At 67.6% G+C, this 18,982-nt stretch carries 21 protein-coding genes; 10 read left to right on the top strand and 11 right to left on the bottom strand.

Going from position 1 to position 18,982, the window contains the following annotated elements; translation table 11 throughout:
* Nucleotides 1–42: 42 nt before the first annotated feature.
* Entirely contained in the window at nt 43–915 is an 873-nt protein-coding gene (locus tag P9A17_RS13830; protein WP_278039207.1) for an ion transporter, read from the bottom strand.
* A 106-nt stretch (nt 916–1,021) separates the two neighbouring features.
* Between P9A17_RS13830 and P9A17_RS13825 the strand changes: the two genes are divergently transcribed.
* Nucleotides 1,022–1,732: a response regulator transcription factor gene (locus P9A17_RS13825; protein WP_278039849.1), complete on the top strand. Its 711-nt coding sequence runs from the start codon at nt 1,022–1,024 to the stop codon at nt 1,730–1,732.
* A 12-nt stretch (nt 1,733–1,744) separates the two neighbouring features.
* Nucleotides 1,745–3,088, top strand: a complete 1,344-nt coding sequence (locus P9A17_RS13820) for a HAMP domain-containing sensor histidine kinase (RefSeq protein WP_278039206.1) — start codon at nt 1,745–1,747, stop codon at nt 3,086–3,088.
* Here P9A17_RS13820 and P9A17_RS13815 read toward each other — a convergent pair.
* Nucleotides 3,085–3,447 (bottom strand): FKBP-type peptidyl-prolyl cis-trans isomerase, encoded by a 363-nt coding sequence (locus tag P9A17_RS13815; RefSeq protein WP_278039205.1) that lies wholly within the window; start codon nt 3,445–3,447, stop codon nt 3,085–3,087. The two genes, P9A17_RS13820 and P9A17_RS13815, sit on opposite strands and share 4 nt — an antisense overlap.
* Before the next feature lie 53 nt (nt 3,448–3,500).
* Here P9A17_RS13815 and P9A17_RS13810 point away from each other — a divergent pair, with 53 nt between their 5' ends.
* Both P9A17_RS13810 and P9A17_RS13805 read left to right on the top strand, forming a co-directional pair.
* Complete coding sequence (locus P9A17_RS13810) at nt 3,501–3,749, top strand: DUF2630 family protein (RefSeq protein ID WP_278039204.1); 249 nt, start codon at nt 3,501–3,503, stop codon at nt 3,747–3,749.
* Nucleotides 3,750–3,908: 159 nt separating this feature from the next.
* Nucleotides 3,909–4,859: a hypothetical protein gene (locus tag P9A17_RS13805; RefSeq protein WP_278039203.1), complete on the top strand. Its 951-nt coding sequence runs from the start codon at nt 3,909–3,911 to the stop codon at nt 4,857–4,859.
* Nucleotides 4,860–4,901: 42 nt separating this feature from the next.
* Here the strand turns inward: P9A17_RS13805 and P9A17_RS13800 are convergent, their stop codons facing one another.
* The 3 genes from P9A17_RS13800 to P9A17_RS13790 form a co-directional block, all read right to left on the bottom strand.
* Nucleotides 4,902–5,498, bottom strand: coding sequence for a hypothetical protein (locus tag P9A17_RS13800; RefSeq protein ID WP_278039202.1), 597 nt, complete (start codon nt 5,496–5,498; stop codon nt 4,902–4,904).
* A gap of 70 nt (nt 5,499–5,568) precedes the next feature.
* Nucleotides 5,569–6,285 (bottom strand): MspA family porin, encoded by a 717-nt coding sequence (locus tag P9A17_RS13795; protein WP_278039201.1) that lies wholly within the window; start codon nt 6,283–6,285, stop codon nt 5,569–5,571.
* Between the two features lie 70 nt (nt 6,286–6,355).
* Complete coding sequence (locus P9A17_RS13790) at nt 6,356–7,018, bottom strand: MspA family porin (protein WP_278039200.1); 663 nt, start codon at nt 7,016–7,018, stop codon at nt 6,356–6,358.
* Nucleotides 7,019–7,194: 176 nt separating this feature from the next.
* Between P9A17_RS13790 and P9A17_RS13785 the strand changes: the two genes are divergently transcribed.
* Together P9A17_RS13785 and P9A17_RS13780 are read left to right on the top strand one after the other, a co-directional pair.
* On the top strand, nt 7,195–7,797 hold the full coding sequence (locus P9A17_RS13785) for a hypothetical protein (RefSeq protein WP_278039199.1): 603 nt from the start codon (nt 7,195–7,197) through the stop codon (nt 7,795–7,797).
* Nucleotides 7,790–9,346, top strand: a complete 1,557-nt coding sequence (locus P9A17_RS13780; RefSeq protein WP_278039198.1) for an NAD(P)/FAD-dependent oxidoreductase — start codon at nt 7,790–7,792, stop codon at nt 9,344–9,346. The genes P9A17_RS13785 and P9A17_RS13780 overlap by 8 nt, the downstream gene beginning before the upstream one ends.
* Before the next feature lie 3 nt (nt 9,347–9,349).
* On the opposite strand, the gene P9A17_RS13775 is transcribed toward P9A17_RS13780, so the two are convergent.
* The 5 genes from P9A17_RS13775 to pdxH all read right to left on the bottom strand — a co-directional run bounded on the left by P9A17_RS13775 (nt 9,350) and on the right by pdxH (nt 14,132).
* The gene (locus tag P9A17_RS13775) at nt 9,350–9,769 is read right to left on the bottom strand and encodes a MarR family winged helix-turn-helix transcriptional regulator (RefSeq protein WP_278039197.1); all 420 of its coding nucleotides are present in this window, start codon (nt 9,767–9,769) and stop codon (nt 9,350–9,352) included.
* Complete coding sequence (locus P9A17_RS13770) at nt 9,759–11,177, bottom strand: MFS transporter (RefSeq protein WP_278039196.1); 1,419 nt, start codon at nt 11,175–11,177, stop codon at nt 9,759–9,761. The genes P9A17_RS13775 and P9A17_RS13770 overlap by 11 nt, the downstream gene beginning before the upstream one ends.
* A gap of 88 nt (nt 11,178–11,265) precedes the next feature.
* Nucleotides 11,266–12,567 (bottom strand): citrate synthase, encoded by a 1,302-nt coding sequence (locus tag P9A17_RS13765; protein WP_278039195.1) that lies wholly within the window; start codon nt 12,565–12,567, stop codon nt 11,266–11,268.
* A gap of 99 nt (nt 12,568–12,666) precedes the next feature.
* Nucleotides 12,667–13,311: a TetR family transcriptional regulator gene (locus P9A17_RS13760; RefSeq protein ID WP_278039194.1), complete on the bottom strand. Its 645-nt coding sequence runs from the start codon at nt 13,309–13,311 to the stop codon at nt 12,667–12,669.
* A gap of 143 nt (nt 13,312–13,454) precedes the next feature.
* Nucleotides 13,455–14,132 (bottom strand): pyridoxamine 5'-phosphate oxidase, encoded by a 678-nt coding sequence (gene pdxH / locus P9A17_RS13755; RefSeq protein ID WP_278039193.1) that lies wholly within the window; start codon nt 14,130–14,132, stop codon nt 13,455–13,457.
* Nucleotides 14,133–14,196: 64 nt separating this feature from the next.
* Here pdxH and P9A17_RS13750 point away from each other — a divergent pair, with 64 nt between their 5' ends.
* From P9A17_RS13750 to P9A17_RS13735, 4 genes are all read left to right on the top strand, one after another.
* On the top strand, nt 14,197–15,318 hold the full coding sequence (locus P9A17_RS13750) for a citrate synthase 2 (RefSeq protein WP_278039192.1): 1,122 nt from the start codon (nt 14,197–14,199) through the stop codon (nt 15,316–15,318).
* Nucleotides 15,315–15,929, top strand: a complete 615-nt coding sequence (locus tag P9A17_RS13745; protein ID WP_278039191.1) for a maleylpyruvate isomerase N-terminal domain-containing protein — start codon at nt 15,315–15,317, stop codon at nt 15,927–15,929. The genes P9A17_RS13750 and P9A17_RS13745 overlap by 4 nt, the downstream gene beginning before the upstream one ends.
* Nucleotides 15,930–16,001: 72 nt before the next feature.
* On the top strand, nt 16,002–16,463 hold the full coding sequence (locus tag P9A17_RS13740) for a VOC family protein (protein ID WP_278039190.1): 462 nt from the start codon (nt 16,002–16,004) through the stop codon (nt 16,461–16,463).
* A 69-nt stretch (nt 16,464–16,532) separates the two neighbouring features.
* Nucleotides 16,533–17,309, top strand: coding sequence for a DUF4239 domain-containing protein (locus tag P9A17_RS13735; protein ID WP_278039189.1), 777 nt, complete (start codon nt 16,533–16,535; stop codon nt 17,307–17,309).
* A 3-nt stretch (nt 17,310–17,312) separates the two neighbouring features.
* Here P9A17_RS13735 and P9A17_RS13730 read toward each other — a convergent pair whose 3' ends face one another.
* Entirely contained in the window at nt 17,313–18,974 is a 1,662-nt protein-coding gene (locus tag P9A17_RS13730) for an FAD-dependent oxidoreductase (protein WP_278039188.1), read from the bottom strand.
* Nucleotides 18,975–18,982 lie beyond the last annotated feature (8 nt).

Here is an 18,982-nt window from a genome sequence, read left to right as displayed (position 1 = left end):
GCCCTGAACACGATGATCAGCAGCGGCAAAACACAATTCGGCTCAGCGGTCGTTGCGGTGCGTCTTCGCCAGCTCGTTCTCGGCGTCCTCGAGAGCAGTGCGCGCGGCACGGATCCGTTCGAGCAGATCGTCGGTCTCGTGTTCTTCGCGGTCCTTGCCGCGGGCCTCCTCCATCGCGTTGAGGACGATGCCGATGAACAGGTTGAAGATCAGGAAGCTGGCCAGCAGGACGTAGCTGATGAAGTACACGATCGTCCAGTGCGACACCGTCTGGCCCATCGCGACGTTGTCCGGGAAGTTCTCCAGGGTCAGCATGACGAACATCGTCAGCATCGCCTGACCGACGTTGCCGTAGCCGGCCGGGTCGTGGTTGGCGAACAACACCCAGCCGACCATCCCGTAGATGAAGATCAGCACGAACGTCGCCGCCGCAAGGGACGCGACGCCCGGGACCGCCCGGCCCGCGGCGGAGACCAGCATGCGCAGGTCCGGCAGGAACCGGATGAGGCGCACGATGCGCAGCAGTCGTACGAGGCGCAACAGCATCGCGTTGGCCCGCAAGCCCGGAACGAACGCCGCGACGACGACCACGAAGTCGAAGACGTTCCAGCCGTCCTTGACGAACTCCCGCGGCTTCCAGCTGCACGCGGTGAGCCGGATCAGCAACTCGACGACGTAGATGGCCAGGAAGATGTTGTAGACCAGATCGAATTCGCTGTCGTGGTTCGTCGCCAGATCGGCGTACGTGCCCATGCCGAGCACGATCGCGTTGAGGACGATCACGACGACGATCACCAGCTCGAACGCGGGATGCGCGATCAGCGCACGGCAGCGCGCCGCAACCGAGGACGGCGACGAATTCGACGCCGCGTCAGGCGCTTTGACGCCGACAGTGTCCGACGAATTGAGCTGCACGGGATAGTTTTAGCAAACATCACCTAATTAGGTAGCACTATCGTCAATTAGCGCGCTGGAATCCGCGGGCACAGCCTCCCACAGGCGCGTGGGTTCATCGGGCACTATTGCGGGCATGGACAGTGGTCTGGGCTCACCTCGGGTGCTCGTGGTCGACGACGATCCCGACGTCCTCGCCTCACTCGAGCGCGGGCTGCGGCTGTCCGGATTCGACGTCTTCACCGCCGTCGACGGCGCCGAAGCGCTGCGCAGCGCCACCGAGACCCGACCCGACGCGATCGTGCTCGACATCAACATGCCCGTCCTCGACGGGGTGTCCGTCGTGACGGCGCTGCGCGCGATGGACAACGACGTGCCCGTCTGTGTGCTCTCGGCGCGGTCGTCGGTCGACGACCGGGTCGCGGGCCTGGAGGCCGGTGCCGACGATTACCTGGTCAAACCGTTCGTCCTCGCCGAATTGGTGGCGCGGGTGAAGGCGCTGCTGCGCAGGCGCGGGGCGACGGCGACGTTCTCGTCGGAGACCATCGCCGTCGGCCCGCTGGAGGTCGACATCCCGGGCCGCCGCGCCCGTGTCGACGGTGTCGACGTCGACCTCACCAAGCGCGAATTCGACCTGCTGGCGGTGCTGGCAGAGCACAAGACGGCGGTGCTCTCCCGCGCGCAGCTGCTTGAGCTGGTGTGGGGCTATGACTTCGCCGCGGACACCAACGTCGTCGACGTCTTCATCGGCTACCTGCGCCGCAAACTGGAGGCCAACGGCGCACCGCGCCTGCTGCACACCGTCCGTGGCGTGGGGTTCGTCCTGCGGCAGCAGTAGGCGGCGTCCCTCTTGATCGCGCTGTCCCGGATCTTCCGCCGTACCCCGTCGTTGCGACAGCGGGTCGCTTTCACCAGCGCCATCGCCGGCGCGATCATCGTCCTCATCGCCGGCACCGTCGTGTGGTTCGGTATCACCGACGCCTGGAACGAGCGGCTGGACCGTCGCCTCGACGAGGCGGCCGGCTTCGTGATCCCGTTCCTGCCGCGTGGACTCGACGAGATACCGCCGTCGCCCAACGACCAGGACGTCGTCATCACCGTCCGTCGCGACGATGGGCAGGTGACGTCGAACTCGAATGTCGTTCTCCCCGAGATGGAACCGGGCTACGCCGACACCCACGTCGACGGTGTGCGCTACCGGGTCCGCACCGTTGCGCTGTCCACCCCGCAGCCGATGTCGGTGGCCGTCGGCGCCACTTATGACGCGACGATCGCCGACATCAACAATCTGCACCGGCGGGTGATGATCATCTGTGCGCTCGCAATCGGCGCCGCCACCGTCGGGGGGTGGGTCCTCGCGGCCTTCGCGGTGCGGCCGTTCAAACGGCTCGCACAGCAGACCAGAGCCATCGATGCCGGCGACGAGGACCCCGACATCGACGTCCGCGGCGCCACCGAAGCCGTCGAAATCGCCGACGCGATCAAGGGACTCGTCGAGCGGGTATGGGAAGAGCAGGACCGCACGAAGGCGGCGCTCGCGTCGGCGCGCGACTTCGCGTCGGTGTCGGCGCACGAGCTTCGGACCCCTCTGACCGCCATGCGCACGAACCTCGAGGTGCTCTCCACACTGGACATGCCCGAGGAAAGCCGCGCGGAAATCGTCAACGACGTGATCCGCACGCAGTCCCGCATCGAGGCGACGCTCGGCGCCCTGGAACGGCTCGCGCAGGGCGAGCTGTCCACCGAGGACGACCACGTCCCCGTCGACATCACCGAGTTGCTCGACCGCGCCGCGCACGACGCGATGCGCGTCTACCCCGACCTCGACGTCTCGCTGGTGCCCGCGCCGACGGTGATCATCGTCGGGCTGCCCGCCGGCCTGCGCCTGGCCGTCGACAACGCCATCGCCAACGCCGTCAAGCACGGCGGTGCGACCCGCGTGCAGCTCTCGGCGGTCAGCTCGCGCGAAGGTGTCGAGATCGCCGTCGACGACGACGGCGTCGGCGTGCCCGAAGAGGAGCGCACGGTCGTCTTCGCCCGGTTCTCCCGGGGGTCGACGGCGTCACACTCGGGGTCGGGCCTCGGTCTCGCGCTCGTGGCTCAACAGGCTGAATTGCACGGTGGCACAGCCACGTTGGAGTCCAGCCCGCTGGGCGGGGCACGGCTACTGCTGCGCCTGCCCGGCCCCCGCTAGCGGGTGGCCAGCAGATCGATGACGAAGATGAGCGTCTTGCCCGACAGGCGATGCCCACCACCTGCGGCGCCGTAGGCCTGCGCCGGCGGAATCGTCAGCTTGCGCCTGCCACCGACCTTCATGCCGGGGATGCCGTCCTGCCACCCCTGAATGAGACCGCGCAGCGGGAACTCGATCGACTCGCCGCGGTTCCACGAGCTGTCGAACTCCTCGCCGGTGTCGTACTCGACGCCGACGTAGTGCACCTCGACGTTGGCACCCGGGACGGCTTCCGCGCCGTCGCCGACAACGATGTCTTCGATCACCAATTCAGCCGGGGCCGGGCCGTCGGGAAATTCGATCTCGGGTTTGGTAGCCATTTGCTCACCCTAGTCCGCGGACGGGAGCGGGAAAGCACTGCACACTGGTAGGCGTGGCCAGTGATCAAGACATCCTCAAGCAAGTCAACGAACTCGTCGCCGAAGAGCACGAACTGCGCTCCAAGCTGCAACACCACGAGATCGACGAGACCGAGGAGCACCGCCGCCTGAAGGCGGTCGAGGTGCAACTCGACCAGTGCTGGGATCTGCTCCGTCAGCGCCGGGCGCTGCGTTCCAGCGGCGGCAACCCCGACGAAGCCTCCGTCCGACCCGAGGGTGAGGTCGAGGGCTACCTCGCCTGACGTCGCGGCAAACTGAGGCGCGCCCGCCCCGGGGGCAGGGCCGGCCGGCAGATGTTCATGTCCTGCTCGGCCATTGGCCTTGTTCCCGCCTGCATATCGGCAAGACAGCCACGTAGTTTCTCGTGGCGTCAATATCGATGAGGCAGCAAAGGCGGCGTCGTGAAACCCTCTGTCGGCAAACCACTTCTGAGCATGTTGACGGTCGCGTGCATCGCCGCGCCCGCAGGTGTCGGGCACGCCGAGGCGGCCCCACCCGAACCGTTTCCGCTCTGCGCAGTCGGCGCCGACCGCTCGCCGTTCGACACCGTTCCGGCCGCCCTGCGATGGTTCCCGGCCACCGGTCCGGACTCGACGGCGTGGCGCGTGGTGGAAACCCTCGCAACGATCGGCCCCGCGGTGCAGGCCGACATCGACGCGCGCGCCGAACTCCCGCTCGACCACAGCGCCGTCCCGACAGGGATCACCGTCACCACCCACCCGTCGGACCCGACACCAGCCGCCGATCGCATCGATCCCACCCTGATGCTCGAGCTCCTGACGTTCCCGTACCACAACTTCTACGCCATCACGACGGCCGTCGGCACCGCGCTCAATTCGATGGTCATGACCGCACTGCTGCCGGTCACGATCGGCTACTACGTGCTCGACAACCAGATCGACCTGATCGAGCCCTACATCCAGACCACACTCCACAACCTCCGCACCGCGATCCCCAACATCCTGACCACGATCCGCAATGAGATCGCCTACGACATCGACCTGTTCAACCAGATCTTCGACGTGACACCCGACCCGACTGCTCCGGCCGAGGTCACCTCGCGCGTGGACGACGAGACCGATGCCGAACCGGAGCAGGACCACTCGGACGAGTTGCAGGTAACGACGAAACACGATGCCGCAGAGGACATCCAGAACGTCGATGCGGACGAGCCACCTGCCGAGCCTGTCGACCAGACCGACAGCATCGACGAGCCCGAAACGGACGGCGACACCGCGGCACCAGAGACCGAGCCGGCCGAGGACGCCCCCGAGTCCGCCCCCGAGGCCTCGACGGACCCAACCGGCGACACGTCCGACCACGACGGCCACGCAGACGATTCCGACGTCTGACCTGCCTCGCCCAGAAGCGCTGCCGTACAGCGGTTTACGTGATCAGTCCGGCGGCAACGGTGCTGCCGGCGCCGCGTCGGGCGGCACGTAGAACTGCTCCGGCCCGGGCGGAAGATTCACCCCGGGCGGCGGAGCGGTGCCGGGCAGCGGCTGACCGAGCTGCTCCTGAGGCCGCTGGCCCAGCATTCCGCCCTCCAGCTGACCCGCGCGATACATGTCGATCCACCGCCCGAACCATTCCCGCCGACTCACGTCCGCGTTCTCCGACCCGGCTGGCACGTCGAAGATGACGCCTTCCCCGGGAGCGGACGGGACCAGGTACTGCGGGATCCCATAGGCGTTGTTGAAGATGTTCAGGTTCGGAGGCGTACCCGGTCCGGCGCCCGGCGCCGACGGGATCGCGTTCTGCCCAAGCACTGTCGTGGGATCCAGGCCGGGAACCGACGGGATCCCGAACGAGCCCGCAGCCGGTTGGCCCGTCTGCGCCAGCACCGCCAGCCCGTTCGGCCCGAGGGGGCCGAGCAGCGGCAGCGTGGGGCCGGCAGGGGGCGGCGGAAGAGGAGGCGGCGGCGGCGGAGCGGGCGGTATCGGTTGGGCCACAGCCTGACCCGCGGCGGCCAGCGCCACGGCGGCCGTCACAACACCTGCCGCCGCACGAAGGCCGACGCGGTGCGCGCAAGATCTTGTCGAGGACCGGTGCATGCGGTTGTCAGACCGCCTTCGTCACGCCGTAGTACGCGACGATGTCGTCGTTGTCGACGCTCGAACTCGTCATCGTCGCGTAGGAGCGGATGAACGACTGGCCGAGACATCCGTCGATCTTGATGTGGACGTCCTTCAGCGTCACCCGCACGGGCGCTTTCTTGAAGGACTTCTTGTTGACCGTGACCGATTGCACCGTGCCCGGCCTCGGATGGAACTCCAGCACACCCGTGACCGGAAACGACACGCCGTCGATGAGCGGGCTGACGAGGGTCGACCCCGTCGTCGAAGCACCCACACTCCCGATGAGGCGCATCTGCTTGAGTTCGATTCCGCAGCCGATCTGGTAGCCGACCTCCAAAGTGCCCCCGGTCAATTCGGTGCTGCCGCCGCCGGTGACGTCTCCACCGAACGTGCCGCCGACGAGATACTCCCGCGAGGAGACGGCGGTCGTCAGCGGCGCGACAGGAAGCTGCGTCTCGTCGCCCGCCATCACCGACAACGTCCAGCCGTCCGGCGTGACGACGACGCCCGGCGGCGACGACGCCACGACGCCGTTGTCGAGCGGCGGTGGCGGCAACTCACCGGGTGGCAGCGTGGCGCCGACGGGGACGGGAGGCGGTGGCACCACCGGCCCGGGCGGGGCCGGCTGCGCCCAGGCCTGGGGTGCGGCCACGGGGACGACGAGGCAGAGTGCGGCCAACGCTGCAAGGCGGGTCAGCATGGTGACGGCGGTACCTCTCGTCTTCGGGTGCGCGGAAACAGTTGATGCCACGGGCTTCGGCGTGCCGACGTCAGACAACTTTGGTGACACCGAGGTAGGTGATGACGTCGTCGGTGTTCTCCGACGAACTGGTCAACGTCGCATATGACCGGATGAACGACTGACCGGCGCACTGGTCGGTCCTGATTCGCACCCCGTCGATCGACACGCGTGTCGACTTGCCTTTGAACGTCTTCTTGTTGATCGGCACCGTGGTGACGGTGCCCGGCGACAGATAAACCTTGCCCTGCAACGTCACCGAGAGCGCGAGGGTCGGGTCGTCACCGAACGGCAGCGCGGGCGTGAAGCCGGCGCCCGGATTGACTTCCTGCTCGTCGGAGATGACGCCGCAACCGATCTGCGCACCGACCTCCAACGTGCCGCCGGTCAACGCGGTGGTTCCCTCGCCGGTGATCGTTCCGGTGTACGTGCCGCCGAACAGATACTCCCGCGAGGACACCGCCGTCGTCAGCGGTGCGACCGCCAGCTGCGATTCGTCGCTTCCCACCACCTCGATACGCCATCCGTCCGGTGTCTCCAGCACTCCGGGCGGACCCGACAGCACGGCGGCGTTGGGCGGCGGTGGCGCCGGAAGGGGCACCGCGGGCGGCGGAGGCTGCGCCGCAGCCAGTGGCGTCGCGAACGCAGGCAGCACGGCGAAAGCAAGCGCCAGAGCGACGAACCGGTTCTTCATGACTGTGCAGGTGCCTCTCTTGGCCGGACGGCGATCTCGGTAACTACGCGAATGCGGGAAGTATCAAGCAGCTTGTTTGCCAATCGCTGAATGCTCCCCAAACTTTCATTCCCGTCAGCCGACCACCGATCCTGTCCCGGCCTTTCCGGTGCGGGTGATGGGTTACCTTACTTGGCATGCCGCGCGGACACAGCCGAGACGAGTTGATTCGGAGGTCGTCGGCGTTCACACGCGCGATCGCCGCGGTCAGTTCCGCCGTCGGCGTCGTCGTCGCCGTCAGCCCGGCATCCGCGTTTGCTCAGCCCGTGGAGCCCACGGCCACCGACCCGTTCGCTACAGGGGCAGCGCAGGCCGTTGCTCCGGGACCGTCCGAAGTCTCGGTGCCGCCGTCCGAGGATGCGGATCCCGCGGCGGTCGCGGCGTGCGGGCAGTTCGCCGCGGTGCTGCAGGGCACGTCGCTGTACTACGGATATTTCGCCGAAGCGCTCGAGACCTACGAGGACCCCGACTACTCCGACCCGTCGATCAGCAATGCCAACGGCCTGGGCAGGACCGCGCTCCGGCAGGGCGCCGGCCTGGCGCTGAGCGCATCCAATACGCCGGGGCTTGCGCCCGACATCGCAGGCCCGATGAGATCGTGGTCCCTGGGGGCCACGAAGCTGCTCTTGAAGATGGGGCTGCGAACCTCCGGTGAGACCCTGAACCTGTCGGTGGCAGACCTCAACGCCCACGCGACGGCTGTCCAGACCGCCTGTGCCGCAGCCGGAACCCATGCCTGAACCCCTCGACACGATCATCGTCGGGGGCGGGCACAACGGACTCGTCGCCGCTGCATACCTGGCACGTGCAGGGCGACGCGTACGGCTCCTCGAACGGTTGCCGCACGTCGGTGGAGCTGCTGTCTCGGCACATCCCTTCGACGGCGTGGACGCCCGGCTGTCGAGGTACTCGTACCTGGTCAGCCTCCTGCCGCGGCGCATCGTCGACGACCTGGGTGCGCGGGTCAGGCTGGCTCGGCGCACCTACTCGTCCTACACACCCGACCCCTCGACGGGTGGCGCCACCGGGCTGCTGGTCGGACCGGAGTCGACATTCGCCGCCATCGGCGCGGCCGCGGACGAGGACGGCTTTCACGACTTCTACCGCCGCTGCGCGACCGTGACCTCCCGGATGTGGCCGACGCTGACCGAACCGCTGCTCACCCGGTCGGAGGTGCGCCGGGCCGTGGCCAACGACGGGGGCCGAGAAGCCGAGGCCGCGTGGCGGTCGATGATCGAACGTCCGATCGCCGAGGCGATCACTCACGCGGTGACCCATGACCTCGTCCGCGGCGTCATGGCGACCGACGCGTTAATCGGCACATTCGCGGCCATGGACGACGAATCCCTGGCCCAGAACCGATGTTTCCTCTACCACCTGATCGGCGGCGGCACCGGTGAGTGGGATGTCCCGATCGGCGGCATGGGTGCCGTCAGCGGCGCGCTGGCCGCCGCCGCTGCGGGCTTCGGCGCCGAAATCGTCACCGGGGCCGAGGTTTACGCCATCCATCCCGACGGTGAAGTGCATTACCGGCAGGCAGACACAGAGCACCGCATCGGCGCCGAGCACGTGCTGGCCAACGTCACCCCGGCGGTCCTGGCCCGCCTTCTCGGAGAGTCTGAGCCCGTCGTGGCTCAGGGCGCACAGATCAAGGTCAACCTGATGCTGCGTCGACTCCCCCGGATGCGTGACGAAACCGTCACTGCGGAACAGGCTTTCGGCGGAACATTCCATATCAACGAGAACTACAGCCAGCTCGACACCGCGTATCGGCGGGCCGCGTCAGGTTCGGCGCCCGACCCGCTGCCGTGTGAGATCTACTGCCACACGCTGGCCGACCCGAGCATCCTTTCGGAGTCTCTGCGCGACGCGGGCGCGCACACGCTGACCGTGTTCGGCCTGCACACACCCCACAGCCTCTCCTCGACCGAGACACCGGATCGCCTCCGCGACACGCTGACCTCGGCGGCGCTGACTTCACTGAACTCTGTTCTCGCGGAACCTATTCAGGACGTGTTGTGTGAGGACTCGGGCGGCCGTCTGTGCATCGAGGCGAAGACGACAGCCGACCTCGAAGCCGCACTGGGCATGACGAACGGCAACATCTTCCACGGCGCCCTGGCATGGCCTTTCGCCGAAGACGACGAGCCGCTGGACACCCCGGCTCGCCGATGGGGCGTGGCCACCCATCACGATCGGATCCTGTTGTGCGGCGCCGGTTCCCGACGGGGCGGTGCCGTGTCGGGAATCGGCGGGCACAACGCGGCAATGGCGGTGCTGGGCGCCTGAGATTCAGCCGGCGTCGAGCTTGTCCAGCAGCCGCCGCAGTGTCGCGAGGTCGTCACCGGGCAGCGCCGCCAGAATGTCCGGCGCGGGGTCGTGCACGGCCTGGATCGCGTCGACGGTGTCACGGCCCGCGTCGGTCAGGGACACCACCTTGCACCGCCGATTGCTCGGATCGACCTGGCGCACCACCAGCCCGCGCTCTTCGAGATCGTTGACCGCGACAGTGGCCGCCGGCGCATCCACCGTGGCTGCCGCCGCGATCTGCTTGACGGACATGGGTTTGCGGCTGAGTCTCATCAATATCCGGACCCTGCTGAACGGCAGCCCTGAGCTTTCGACGACCGCTCGCTTCCAGCTGTCGCGATGATCGAGAACCAGGGCGGCCAGGTCACGCCAGATATCGTCGGCGAGGGGGTTACCGGGCACGAGCACCACCTGCCACCAGAGGGGCGAGCCGCTCGGCCGAGCGCACCGCCTTCGGAGAGGTCGCGTACAGGCCGAGCACGGTGACGAGCACACCGAGGGCCACGCAGATGAACCACAGCGGGCGCGCCGCCGCCGCGAAGTCGGCGCCGGGGTTGGCCATCGCCTGTCCCGCCACCGAACCGCACAGCGCCACACCGATACTCACGCCCACCTGGCGACTGGTCGACGTGACCGCCGACGCGGCACCGGCCCGATCCAGGGGCATGCCGCTCACCGCCGCGTTGGTGATCGGCGCGTTCACCATCGCGAACCCGATACCGAACACCGCGAAGATGATCAACAGCTCCCACACCGGCGTCGTCGCGGACAGGATCAACAGCAGTGCCGCCGCCACAGCGATGAGCAGACCCGAGACGACCATCGACGGCCGGGCGCCGTACCGACCGACCAGGCGCCCCGACAGCGGCGAGAAGACCAGTGCGCCAATGGCGATCGGGAGATAGATGAGGCCGGTGTACATCGCGGAAAAGCCGCGCTCGAACTGCAGGTACAGCGACATCATGAACAAGAATGCACTCCACGCGGCGAACGCGCTGACCGCGCTGACGGTGGCCGTCGTGAACGGGATGCTGCGGAAGAAGCGAAGGTCCACGAACGGGTCCGTCCGCCGCGACTCGTATCGCAGGAACAGTGCAAAGGACAGCACCGCTGCGACGCCGAGTCCGAGAACGCGCGGATCGGTCCAGCCCAGGACAGGTCCCTCGATGAGCGCGTAGACCACCCCGAACAGGAAGACGACGGCCAGCGCCTGTCCGATCGGGTCGATGTTGCGCATCGTCAGCGACTTGGACTCGGGCACGAACACCCGCGTCAACACCAGAGCCAGGACGCAGATCGGGAGGTTGATCCAGAAGACAGCACGCCATCCGACGGTTTCGATCAGCAGTCCGCCGACGATCGGACCCAGCGACATCGAGATGCCGACCACGCCACCCCACACGCCGAGCGCCCGCGCCCGCTCCACCTTTCCGGTGAAGATCTGCGAAATGATCGACAGTGCAACAGGATTGAGCATCGAGCCGCCGACCCCCTGCAGGAACCTGGCAGCGATCAGGGCATCGATGGTCGGCGCCAGACTGCAGGCCAGCGACCCGATCGCGAAGATCGTCAGGCCGATGTGGAACACCCGCCTGCGGCCGAAGCGGTCGCCGGTGGCACCCGAAAGCATCAACAGCGACGCCAGCACCAGCGTGTAGATGTCGACGACCCACTGCATCTGCGCCGATGTCGCCGCCAGGTCGTCCCGGATCGACGGGATCGCCACGTTCACGATGGTCGCGTCCATCGACACGATGAGCAGGCTCAGGCAGCAGGAGGCCAGGATGATGGCCTTGCGCCTGGGCGTCATCACATCGATAGTTGTATTCACACAACTATTGTGAAACTACAACCCTTCGAGATGCAACCTACGAAAGTGTGACGTTCGGGAGCGTGCCCTAGCGGCCGTCGATGGCGGCGTAGTCGCGCTCGGTGTATCCGGTGTAGATCTGCCGCGGCCGGCCGATCTTGTTCGGCTCCCCGTGCATTTCCCGCCAGTGCGCGATCCAGCCCGGCAGCCGACCCAGCGCGAACAGCACCGTGAACATCCGCGTCGGGAAGCCCATCGCCCGGTAGATCACGCCGGTGTAGTAGTCGACGTTCGGGTAGAGCTTGCGCTCGACGAAGAAATCGTCGGTCAGCGCGATCTCCTCGAGCTCCTTGGCGATGTCGAGCAGCGGATCCTTGACGCCGATCTTGCCGAGGATCTTGTCGGCCTGCTCCTTGACGATGCGGGCGCGCGGGTCGTAGTTCTTGTAGACCCGGTGGCCGAAGCCCATCAGCTTGACGTTGTCCTCGCGGTTCTTCACCTTCTTGACGAAGGTGGCGACATCGTCGTCTCCGTCGCGGATCTTCGACAACATCTCCAGCACCGCCTGGTTGGCGCCGCCGTGCAGCGGGCCCCACAGCGCATTGATGCCACCCGAGATGGACGTGAACAGGTTGGCCTGCGAGCTGCCGACCAACCGCACCGTCGACGTCGAGCAGTTCTGCTCGTGGTCGGCGTGCAGGATGAACAGCATGTCCAGGGCGCGCACGATTTCGGGATCGATCTCGTAGGGCTCGGCCGGGAAACCGAACGTCATCCGCAGGAAGTTCTCGACCAGCGTCAGCGAGTTGTCCGGATACAGGAACGGCTGCCCCTCGGACTTCTTGTACGCATACGCCGCGATCGTCGGCAGCTTGGCCAGCAGACGGATCGTGGACAGCTCGACCTGCTGCGGATTGAACGGATCCAGCGAATCCGGGTAGTACGCGCTCAGCGCGTTGACCGTGCTGGACAGCACCGGCATCGGATGCGCGTCGCGCGGGAAGCCGTCGAAGAACCGCTTGAGGTCCTCGTGCAGCAGCGTGTGCCGCTGGATCTGGGTGGTGAACTTCTCCAGCTGCTCGGCGGTCGGCAGTTCGCCGTAGATGAGCAGGTAGCTGACCTCGATGAACGTCGACTTCTCCGCGAGCTGCTCGATCGGGTATCCGCGGTAGCGCAGGATGCCGGCGTCACCGTCGATGTAGGTGATCGCGCTCTTCGTCGACGCCGTGTTGACGAACCCGCCGTCGAACGTCGTGTAACCGGTCTTGGCCAGCAACGAGCCCAGTGCGATGCCGTCGGAGCCCTCGGTGGCTTGGACGATGTCAAGGTCAAGCTCGCCGCCAGGATATTTCAGCGTGGCGTGCTGCCCGGCTTCGGCGTTATCGGCCACTGGGATCCCTTCGTGTTCGGGTCTCTCGCGGGTCACGGAGTCTGACTACAGAAGGTAGTCCCATTCCAGCAGCCACGCCCGCGGGGGGCCGCTACATCGTCAGACGGGCAGCGCCAGCCCGGCGATTTCTCCCGCAAACTCGGCGAAAGTGTCCTCGAACGCTGCGACGACGTCGTCGACGTCGATGCCGGATGCACTGCGCGCAGCGAGGTCGGTCATCGCGGTGATGAGCACCGCGCCCCACACCGCGGACATCAGTTTGACCCTGCGGTCGCCGACGTCGGTCCCCATGCGCTGGGCGACCACCTCGTCGACCTTGTTGGCCCGGTACTCGACCGCGGCCTGACGCAGCGTCGCCGATGTCATGACGATCCGCAGGATCTGCAGCAGGCGCTCCGACGTCAGCGCACCGACCGACGCCAGCCTGGTGTTGCGCGCCATCGCGATGTACGCGCGGCGCAACGACTCCAGATGGCTGATATCCCGGGGCTGGTCCACCAGTTCGGCTGCGGCGCTGTCGAGCACTTCGTCGATGAGTGCCAACGCGATGGCGTCCTTGGTGGCGAAATAGCGGCTGAACGTGCGGGGCGAGACTTCGGCGATCGCGGCGATCTGGTCGACGGTGGTGGCATCGAATCCCTGGCGGTCGCAGAGGCCGACCGCCGCGTCGATCAGCGTGGCACGAGTGCGCCGTTTCTTGCGCTCGCGCAAACCGAGGACCGGCTCCCCCCTGAATTCAGCCACGCCCCGGATGCTAACCCGTCAGGGCGGGCGATGAGGGCGAAAATGGCACGTTAAGACAATTGTCGCCGCTCGTGATTTGTCCTAAATGGGCCACACAAACCGGACCATTTCACCCGGCGCCGGCGAACATGAGAGGCCCGCTGTCACGGCTGCAGGCGCTCCACCGCGCCGCCCGCCTCGCCCGGCGTGCCGCCACGGAGTCGAATCCTGTTGTGCACCCGGTTCTCCCGGCCCTGCCAGAACTCGACCACGTCGGGGGCGATCAGGTAACCGCCCCAGTGCGGCGGCACCGGCACCTCGTCGACGTCCGCGAAGCGCTCGGTGACATCGGCGAGCTGCGCCATCAACGCCGACCGCGACGCGATCGGCCTGCTCTGCTGCGACGCCCACGCCCCCAGCTGAGATCCGCGCGGCCGCTTGCTCCAGTAGTCGGCGGTGGCCTCCGGCGACACCTTGGTCACCGAACCTCGCACATGGACCTGGCGGCCCATCAGGTACCACGGGAACGTCGCCGACGCGTACGGGCAGGCCGCCAATTGCTGCCCTTTGTCGGACTCGTAGTTGGTGTAGAACGAGATTCCCGACTCGTCGATGCCCTTACACAGCACGGTTCGGGTGACCGGCCGGCCGTCACCGTCGACGGTCCCCACAACCATCGCGTTGGCCTCGGAGACGCCGGCCCGCCACGCCTCGTCCATCCACCGGTTGAGCAGCGCCACCCAACCGATGTCCAGCCAGTCGGCGTCCAGATCGCTGCTGCCGTCCTTCTCCGCCGAGCCGTATTCGACCCGCATCCGCGCCAGGTCATCGGAAGTGCCCACGCGCCAAACGCTACGCCCGCCGGAGCCCAATGGTCGGCTCGCCGACGCGTGCAACAATCGGCGCATGACGACTGCGGTGCCGAAGGATTTCGCCCCCGGTTTGGCCGGGGTGGTGGCGTTCGAGACGGAGATCGCCGAACCCGACAAGGACGGCGGCGCACTGCGTTACCGCGGCGTCGACATCGAAGATCTCGTGGCCGACGGGGTCACCTTCGGGGACGTGTGGGGGCTGCTGGTCGACGGCAGCTTCGGCCGCGGACTGCCCCCTGCCGAGCCGTTCCCGCTCCCGATCCACAGCGGCGACGTCCGTGTCGACGTGCAGGCAGGCCTGGCGATGCTCGCCCCGATCTGGGGGTATCCGCCACTGCTCGACATCGACGACCAGACCGCCCGCGACCAGCTGGCCCGCGCCTCGGTGATGGCGCTGTCCTACGTCGCCCAGTCCGCCCGCGGCATCTACCAGCCGGCGGTGCCGCAGCGCACCGTCGACGAATGTGACACCGTCACAGCACGTTTCATGACCCGCTGGCAGGGTGAGCCGGATCCGCGGCACATCGAGGCGATCGACGCCTACTGGGTCAGCGCGGCCGAGCACGGCATGAACGCGTCCACCTTCACCGCGCGCGTCATCGCCTCGACCGGTGCCGACGTCGCCGCCGCGCTGTCGGGCGCCATCGGCGCGATGAGCGGACCGCTGCACGGCGGCGCTCCCGCCCGCGTCATCCCCATGATCGAAGAGGCCGAGAAGACCGGCGACGCCCGCGCAGTCGTCAAGGGCATCCTCGACCGCAACGAGAAGCTGATGGGCTTCGGGCACCGCGTGTACCGGGCCGAGGATCCGCGGGCGCGGGTGCTCCGCGCCACCGCCCAACGGCTCGAGGCGCCGCGCTACGAGGTGGCCGCCGCGCTGGAGCAGGCCGCGCTGGCCGAATTGCGCGAGCGCAGACCCGACCGCGCCATCGAGACCAACGTCGAGTTCTGGGCCGCGGTGATCCTCGACTTCGCGCAGGTTCCGCCGAACATGATGCCCGCGATGTTCACGTGCGGTCGCACCGCCGGATGGTGCGCGCACATCATGGAGCAGAAGCGCCTCGGCAAGCTCGTCCGGCCGTCGGCGATCTACGTCGGCCCCGAACCGCGCAGCCCCGAATCGGTCGAGGGCTGGGACCTGCTGACCCGCAAATGACCGCGCCCCGGGCCCTGTACGAGTCGGCGGCACGCAGTTTCGCCGACCTGGTCCGCCGCATCCCCGACGACCGCTGGGACGGCCCGGGTCTGGGCGACTGGACCCTGCGGGACCTGGTGGGCCACACGTCACGCTCACTCGTCACGGTCAGCACCTACCTCGGGGCACCCGCGCAACGTGAGGACGTGACCAGCGCCGCCGACTACTACGTGCGGGTCCTTGAACTCTCGGCGGCCATCGGCGGTGACGCCATCCTCGAACGGGGCCGCCAGGCGGGCCGCGATCTCGGCGCCGACCCCGTCGCCGCCGTCGACACGCTGGTGAGCACCGTCCTCGCCGACCTCGACGCCGTCGACGATCCGCTGATCGAGGTGATCGGCGGCCTCGGGATACGGCTGAGCAGCTACCTTCCGACGCGGGTCTTCGAGTTCGCCGTGCACGGGATCGACATCGCACGCGCCGCCGGGATCGACCACGCCCCACCCGATGACGTCCTCGCCGACGCCGCCGCACTGGCCGCCCGGATCGGGGTCGCACTCGGCCACGGACCCGCGGTTCTGCTCGCCCTCACCGGGCGCTCCGAACTGCCGCCGGGGTTCTCCGTGGTCTGAAGGTCTGGTAGGCGATGAGTTTCTGCGCGAGGGTGGGTCTATCCCGGTGACCGACCCCACCTAGGAGGAACCATGGCACTGCCAGAAGAAGCCAATACCCCGATGCTCGTTCCGCATCTCGTCGTCGGCGACGGCGCGGCCGCACTCGACTTCTACGCCAAGGCTTTCGGCGCCGTCGAGATGGCACGACTGCCCGGACCGGAGGGCAAGCTCATGCACGCCGCCTTCCAGATCAACGGCGCCATGGTGTTCCTCAACGACGACTTCCCGGAGTTCTGCGACGGCAGGTCCAGCACTCCGACCGCGTTGGGCGGTTCGTCGGTGACGATCCACCTGCACGGCCCCGACGTCGAGGGACGGTTCCAGCGCGCACTCGACGCGGGCGCCACCGTCGTGCAGCCGTTGGAGGACCAGTTCTGGGGTGACCGGTACGGCGTGGTGCGGGATCCGTTCGGCCACCAGTGGTCGCTGGCGGAGACCGTCAAAGAGGTCGACATGCAGCAGGTGCTCGCCGACATGGGCAGCCAGGCCTGATCAGTCGTTCGAGCTGGACAGATTCCCCGGTTGCGCCGCGGACGCGGGCACCAGATGCGAGGGTGATCTGTGCTCTGGCTATTGCAGATTCCTGCGCCGATCCTCGGCTTCCTCTGGGTTGCGGTGTTCGTCTCCATCTCCGTCGGCGGGCTGATCCTCTTCCGCAAGCTGGTGTCGCACACGCGATTTGAAGGTGCGAATGCGGTGTCCAGCTCGGTGTTCCAACTCGCCGGCGTCCTCTACGCGGTTCTCGTCGCGTTCCTCGTGGTGGTCGTGTGGGAGCAGTTCGGCGACGCCGAGGACGCGAGCGGTCTGGAGGCGGCCGCCATCGGCGACCTTCTGCGCGACTCCGACGCGCTGCCGATCGAGTCGCGCAGCCGGATACAGGAAAGCCTGATCGCCTACACCAGGAACGTCGTCGACTACGAGTTCCCGCGCATGCAGCGCGGCGAGCGGATCGAGGATCAGAGCGACGAGCTGTACACCGTCTGGGAGAGCTACCTGCAGGTGCAACCCGAGACGCGCAACGAGATCGCGTTCTTCGACCACGCGATCGTGCGGCTCAACGATCTCGGCGCCGACCGGAAGCTGCGAGTGTCATCCGCAGACGCTTCGGTGCCCACTCCGCTGTGGATCCTGCTGATCGGAGGCGGCGGCGTGGTCATCGGGTTCACGTTTCTGTTCGGCACCCGCGACCTCTTCGTTCACGCCCTCGCGGTCGGCCTCACGTCCGCGCTGCTGGCGTTCGTCATGTACCTGATCTTCCTGCTCGAGCACCCGTATGTCGGTGAGCTGTCGGTACAACCGACCCCGTACGTCAACGTGCTCAAGGCCTGGGCCGAATAGGTTTCAGCGCCGAAGTCCGGCCAGCAGCCGTTGTCGCAACGGCGTGGGCGGTGCGGTCGCCGCCGCCTCGCACATCTCGCCGACGGACGTGAACTTGTCGCGCGGGCGCAACTCACCGCCGCGGGCGACCTCGGCGTCGTCGATCGCCTTCCATCCGGCGGCCCCGACGGCGCCGGGCTGCCGTCCGCGCACGAACCGTTCCAGCGCCGAGGCCTTGTGGGCGGGGTCGGTGAGCCGTCCGGCGTTGTAGTCGGCGACGAGAGTGTGGACCGTCTCGGCGGCACACGACTTGTTGGTGCCGATGAAGCCCGTCGGACCGCGCTTGATCCAGCCGGCGACGTAACTGCCGGGCGCATCCGTCACGCGACCACCCTCGTTGGGCACCACGGCGGCGGCGTCGTCGAACGGAAGCCCACGAATGGGCTTGCCGCGATAGCCGATCGAGGTGAGCACCAGCCCGGCCGCCATCTCGACGCGCTCGTCGGAGCCGGTGACCGTGAACTCGACGCCTGCGGCCTTGCCTTCGCCCAGCACCCGGGCAGGTGTCAGGTTGTAGGCCAGCCGGATCCGCGGACGGTCGACCGGAACGGCCGAGTCGCCGAGCTTGGCCAGGATCTCCAGCTTGTTGCGGGTGAGTGCGTCTGTCTCCGCGGCCAGGTCGGCCAGGACCCGCTCGTGGTCGACCGGATCGAGCACCACCTCGCACGCAGCCGTCAGACCGATCAACTCGGGCAGCGTGAACGCCGACGCCGCCGGGCCGCGCCGGGCGGCGATCACGACTTCCTGGACCCGCGAACCGCGCAGCGCCGCCAAGGCATGGTCGGCGATATCGGTGCGCGCCAACGCATCCGGACCGGTGGTGAGGATGCGAGCGACATCGAGGGCGACGTTGCCGTTGCCGACGATGACGACCCGCCCACCGCTGAGATCGACAGGCAGATCGGCGAAATCGGGGTGCCCGTTGTACCAGGCGACCACCTCGGTGGCCGTGGCGGTGCCGGGCAGATCGATGCCGTCGACGTCGAGGCGGCGGTCGTTCGGGGCGCCCACGGCGTAGAGCACCGCGTGGTGATGGGCGAGAAGCTCGTCGTGCGTCAGATCCGCGCCCACCTCCACGTTGAGGAAGAAGGTGAACCCCGGCCGCCCGGCGATCTTGTCGAAGAGTCGCGTGACGGTCTTCGTCTTCTGATGGTCCGGCGCGACGCCGGCGCGGACCAGACCGTAGGGCGTCGGCAGCTTCTCGAACACGTTGACGCGGACACCCTGCTGCGTGAGCAACTCATCGGCGGCGTACATCGCGGCGGGGCCCGAGCCGATGATCGCGACGGTCAACGGGCCCGCCGGCCGAGCGTGCACGACCGGCGCCTCGAGCACCGGAGCCAGCTTCGACGTCGGCGGCAGCTTGCCTTCCCGCTTCGGAAAGAACGCGGCGTTGAGTTCAACGAACGGCAACTGCTCGGGTTCGAGCTTCGTGTCAGGCGAGATCGCTCCGACCGGACAGGCCGACACACACGCGCCGCAATCGACGCACGCGACCGGATCGATGTAGAGCATCTCGGCGGTCGCGAACCCGGGCTCGTCCGGCGACGGGTGGATGCAGTTCACCGGGCATGCGTAGACGCACGACCCGTCGCTGCAACACGACTGGGTGATGACGTGGGGCATCGGTGTGG

The sequence above is a fragment of the Mycobacterium sp. 236(2023) genome, assembly GCF_029623955.1.
In the GTDB taxonomy this organism is placed as follows: Bacteria; Actinomycetota; Actinomycetes; order Mycobacteriales; family Mycobacteriaceae; genus Mycobacterium.
The sequence above is the reverse complement of the archived record's forward strand: the minus strand, read 5'-3'. Positions and strand labels throughout refer to the sequence as shown.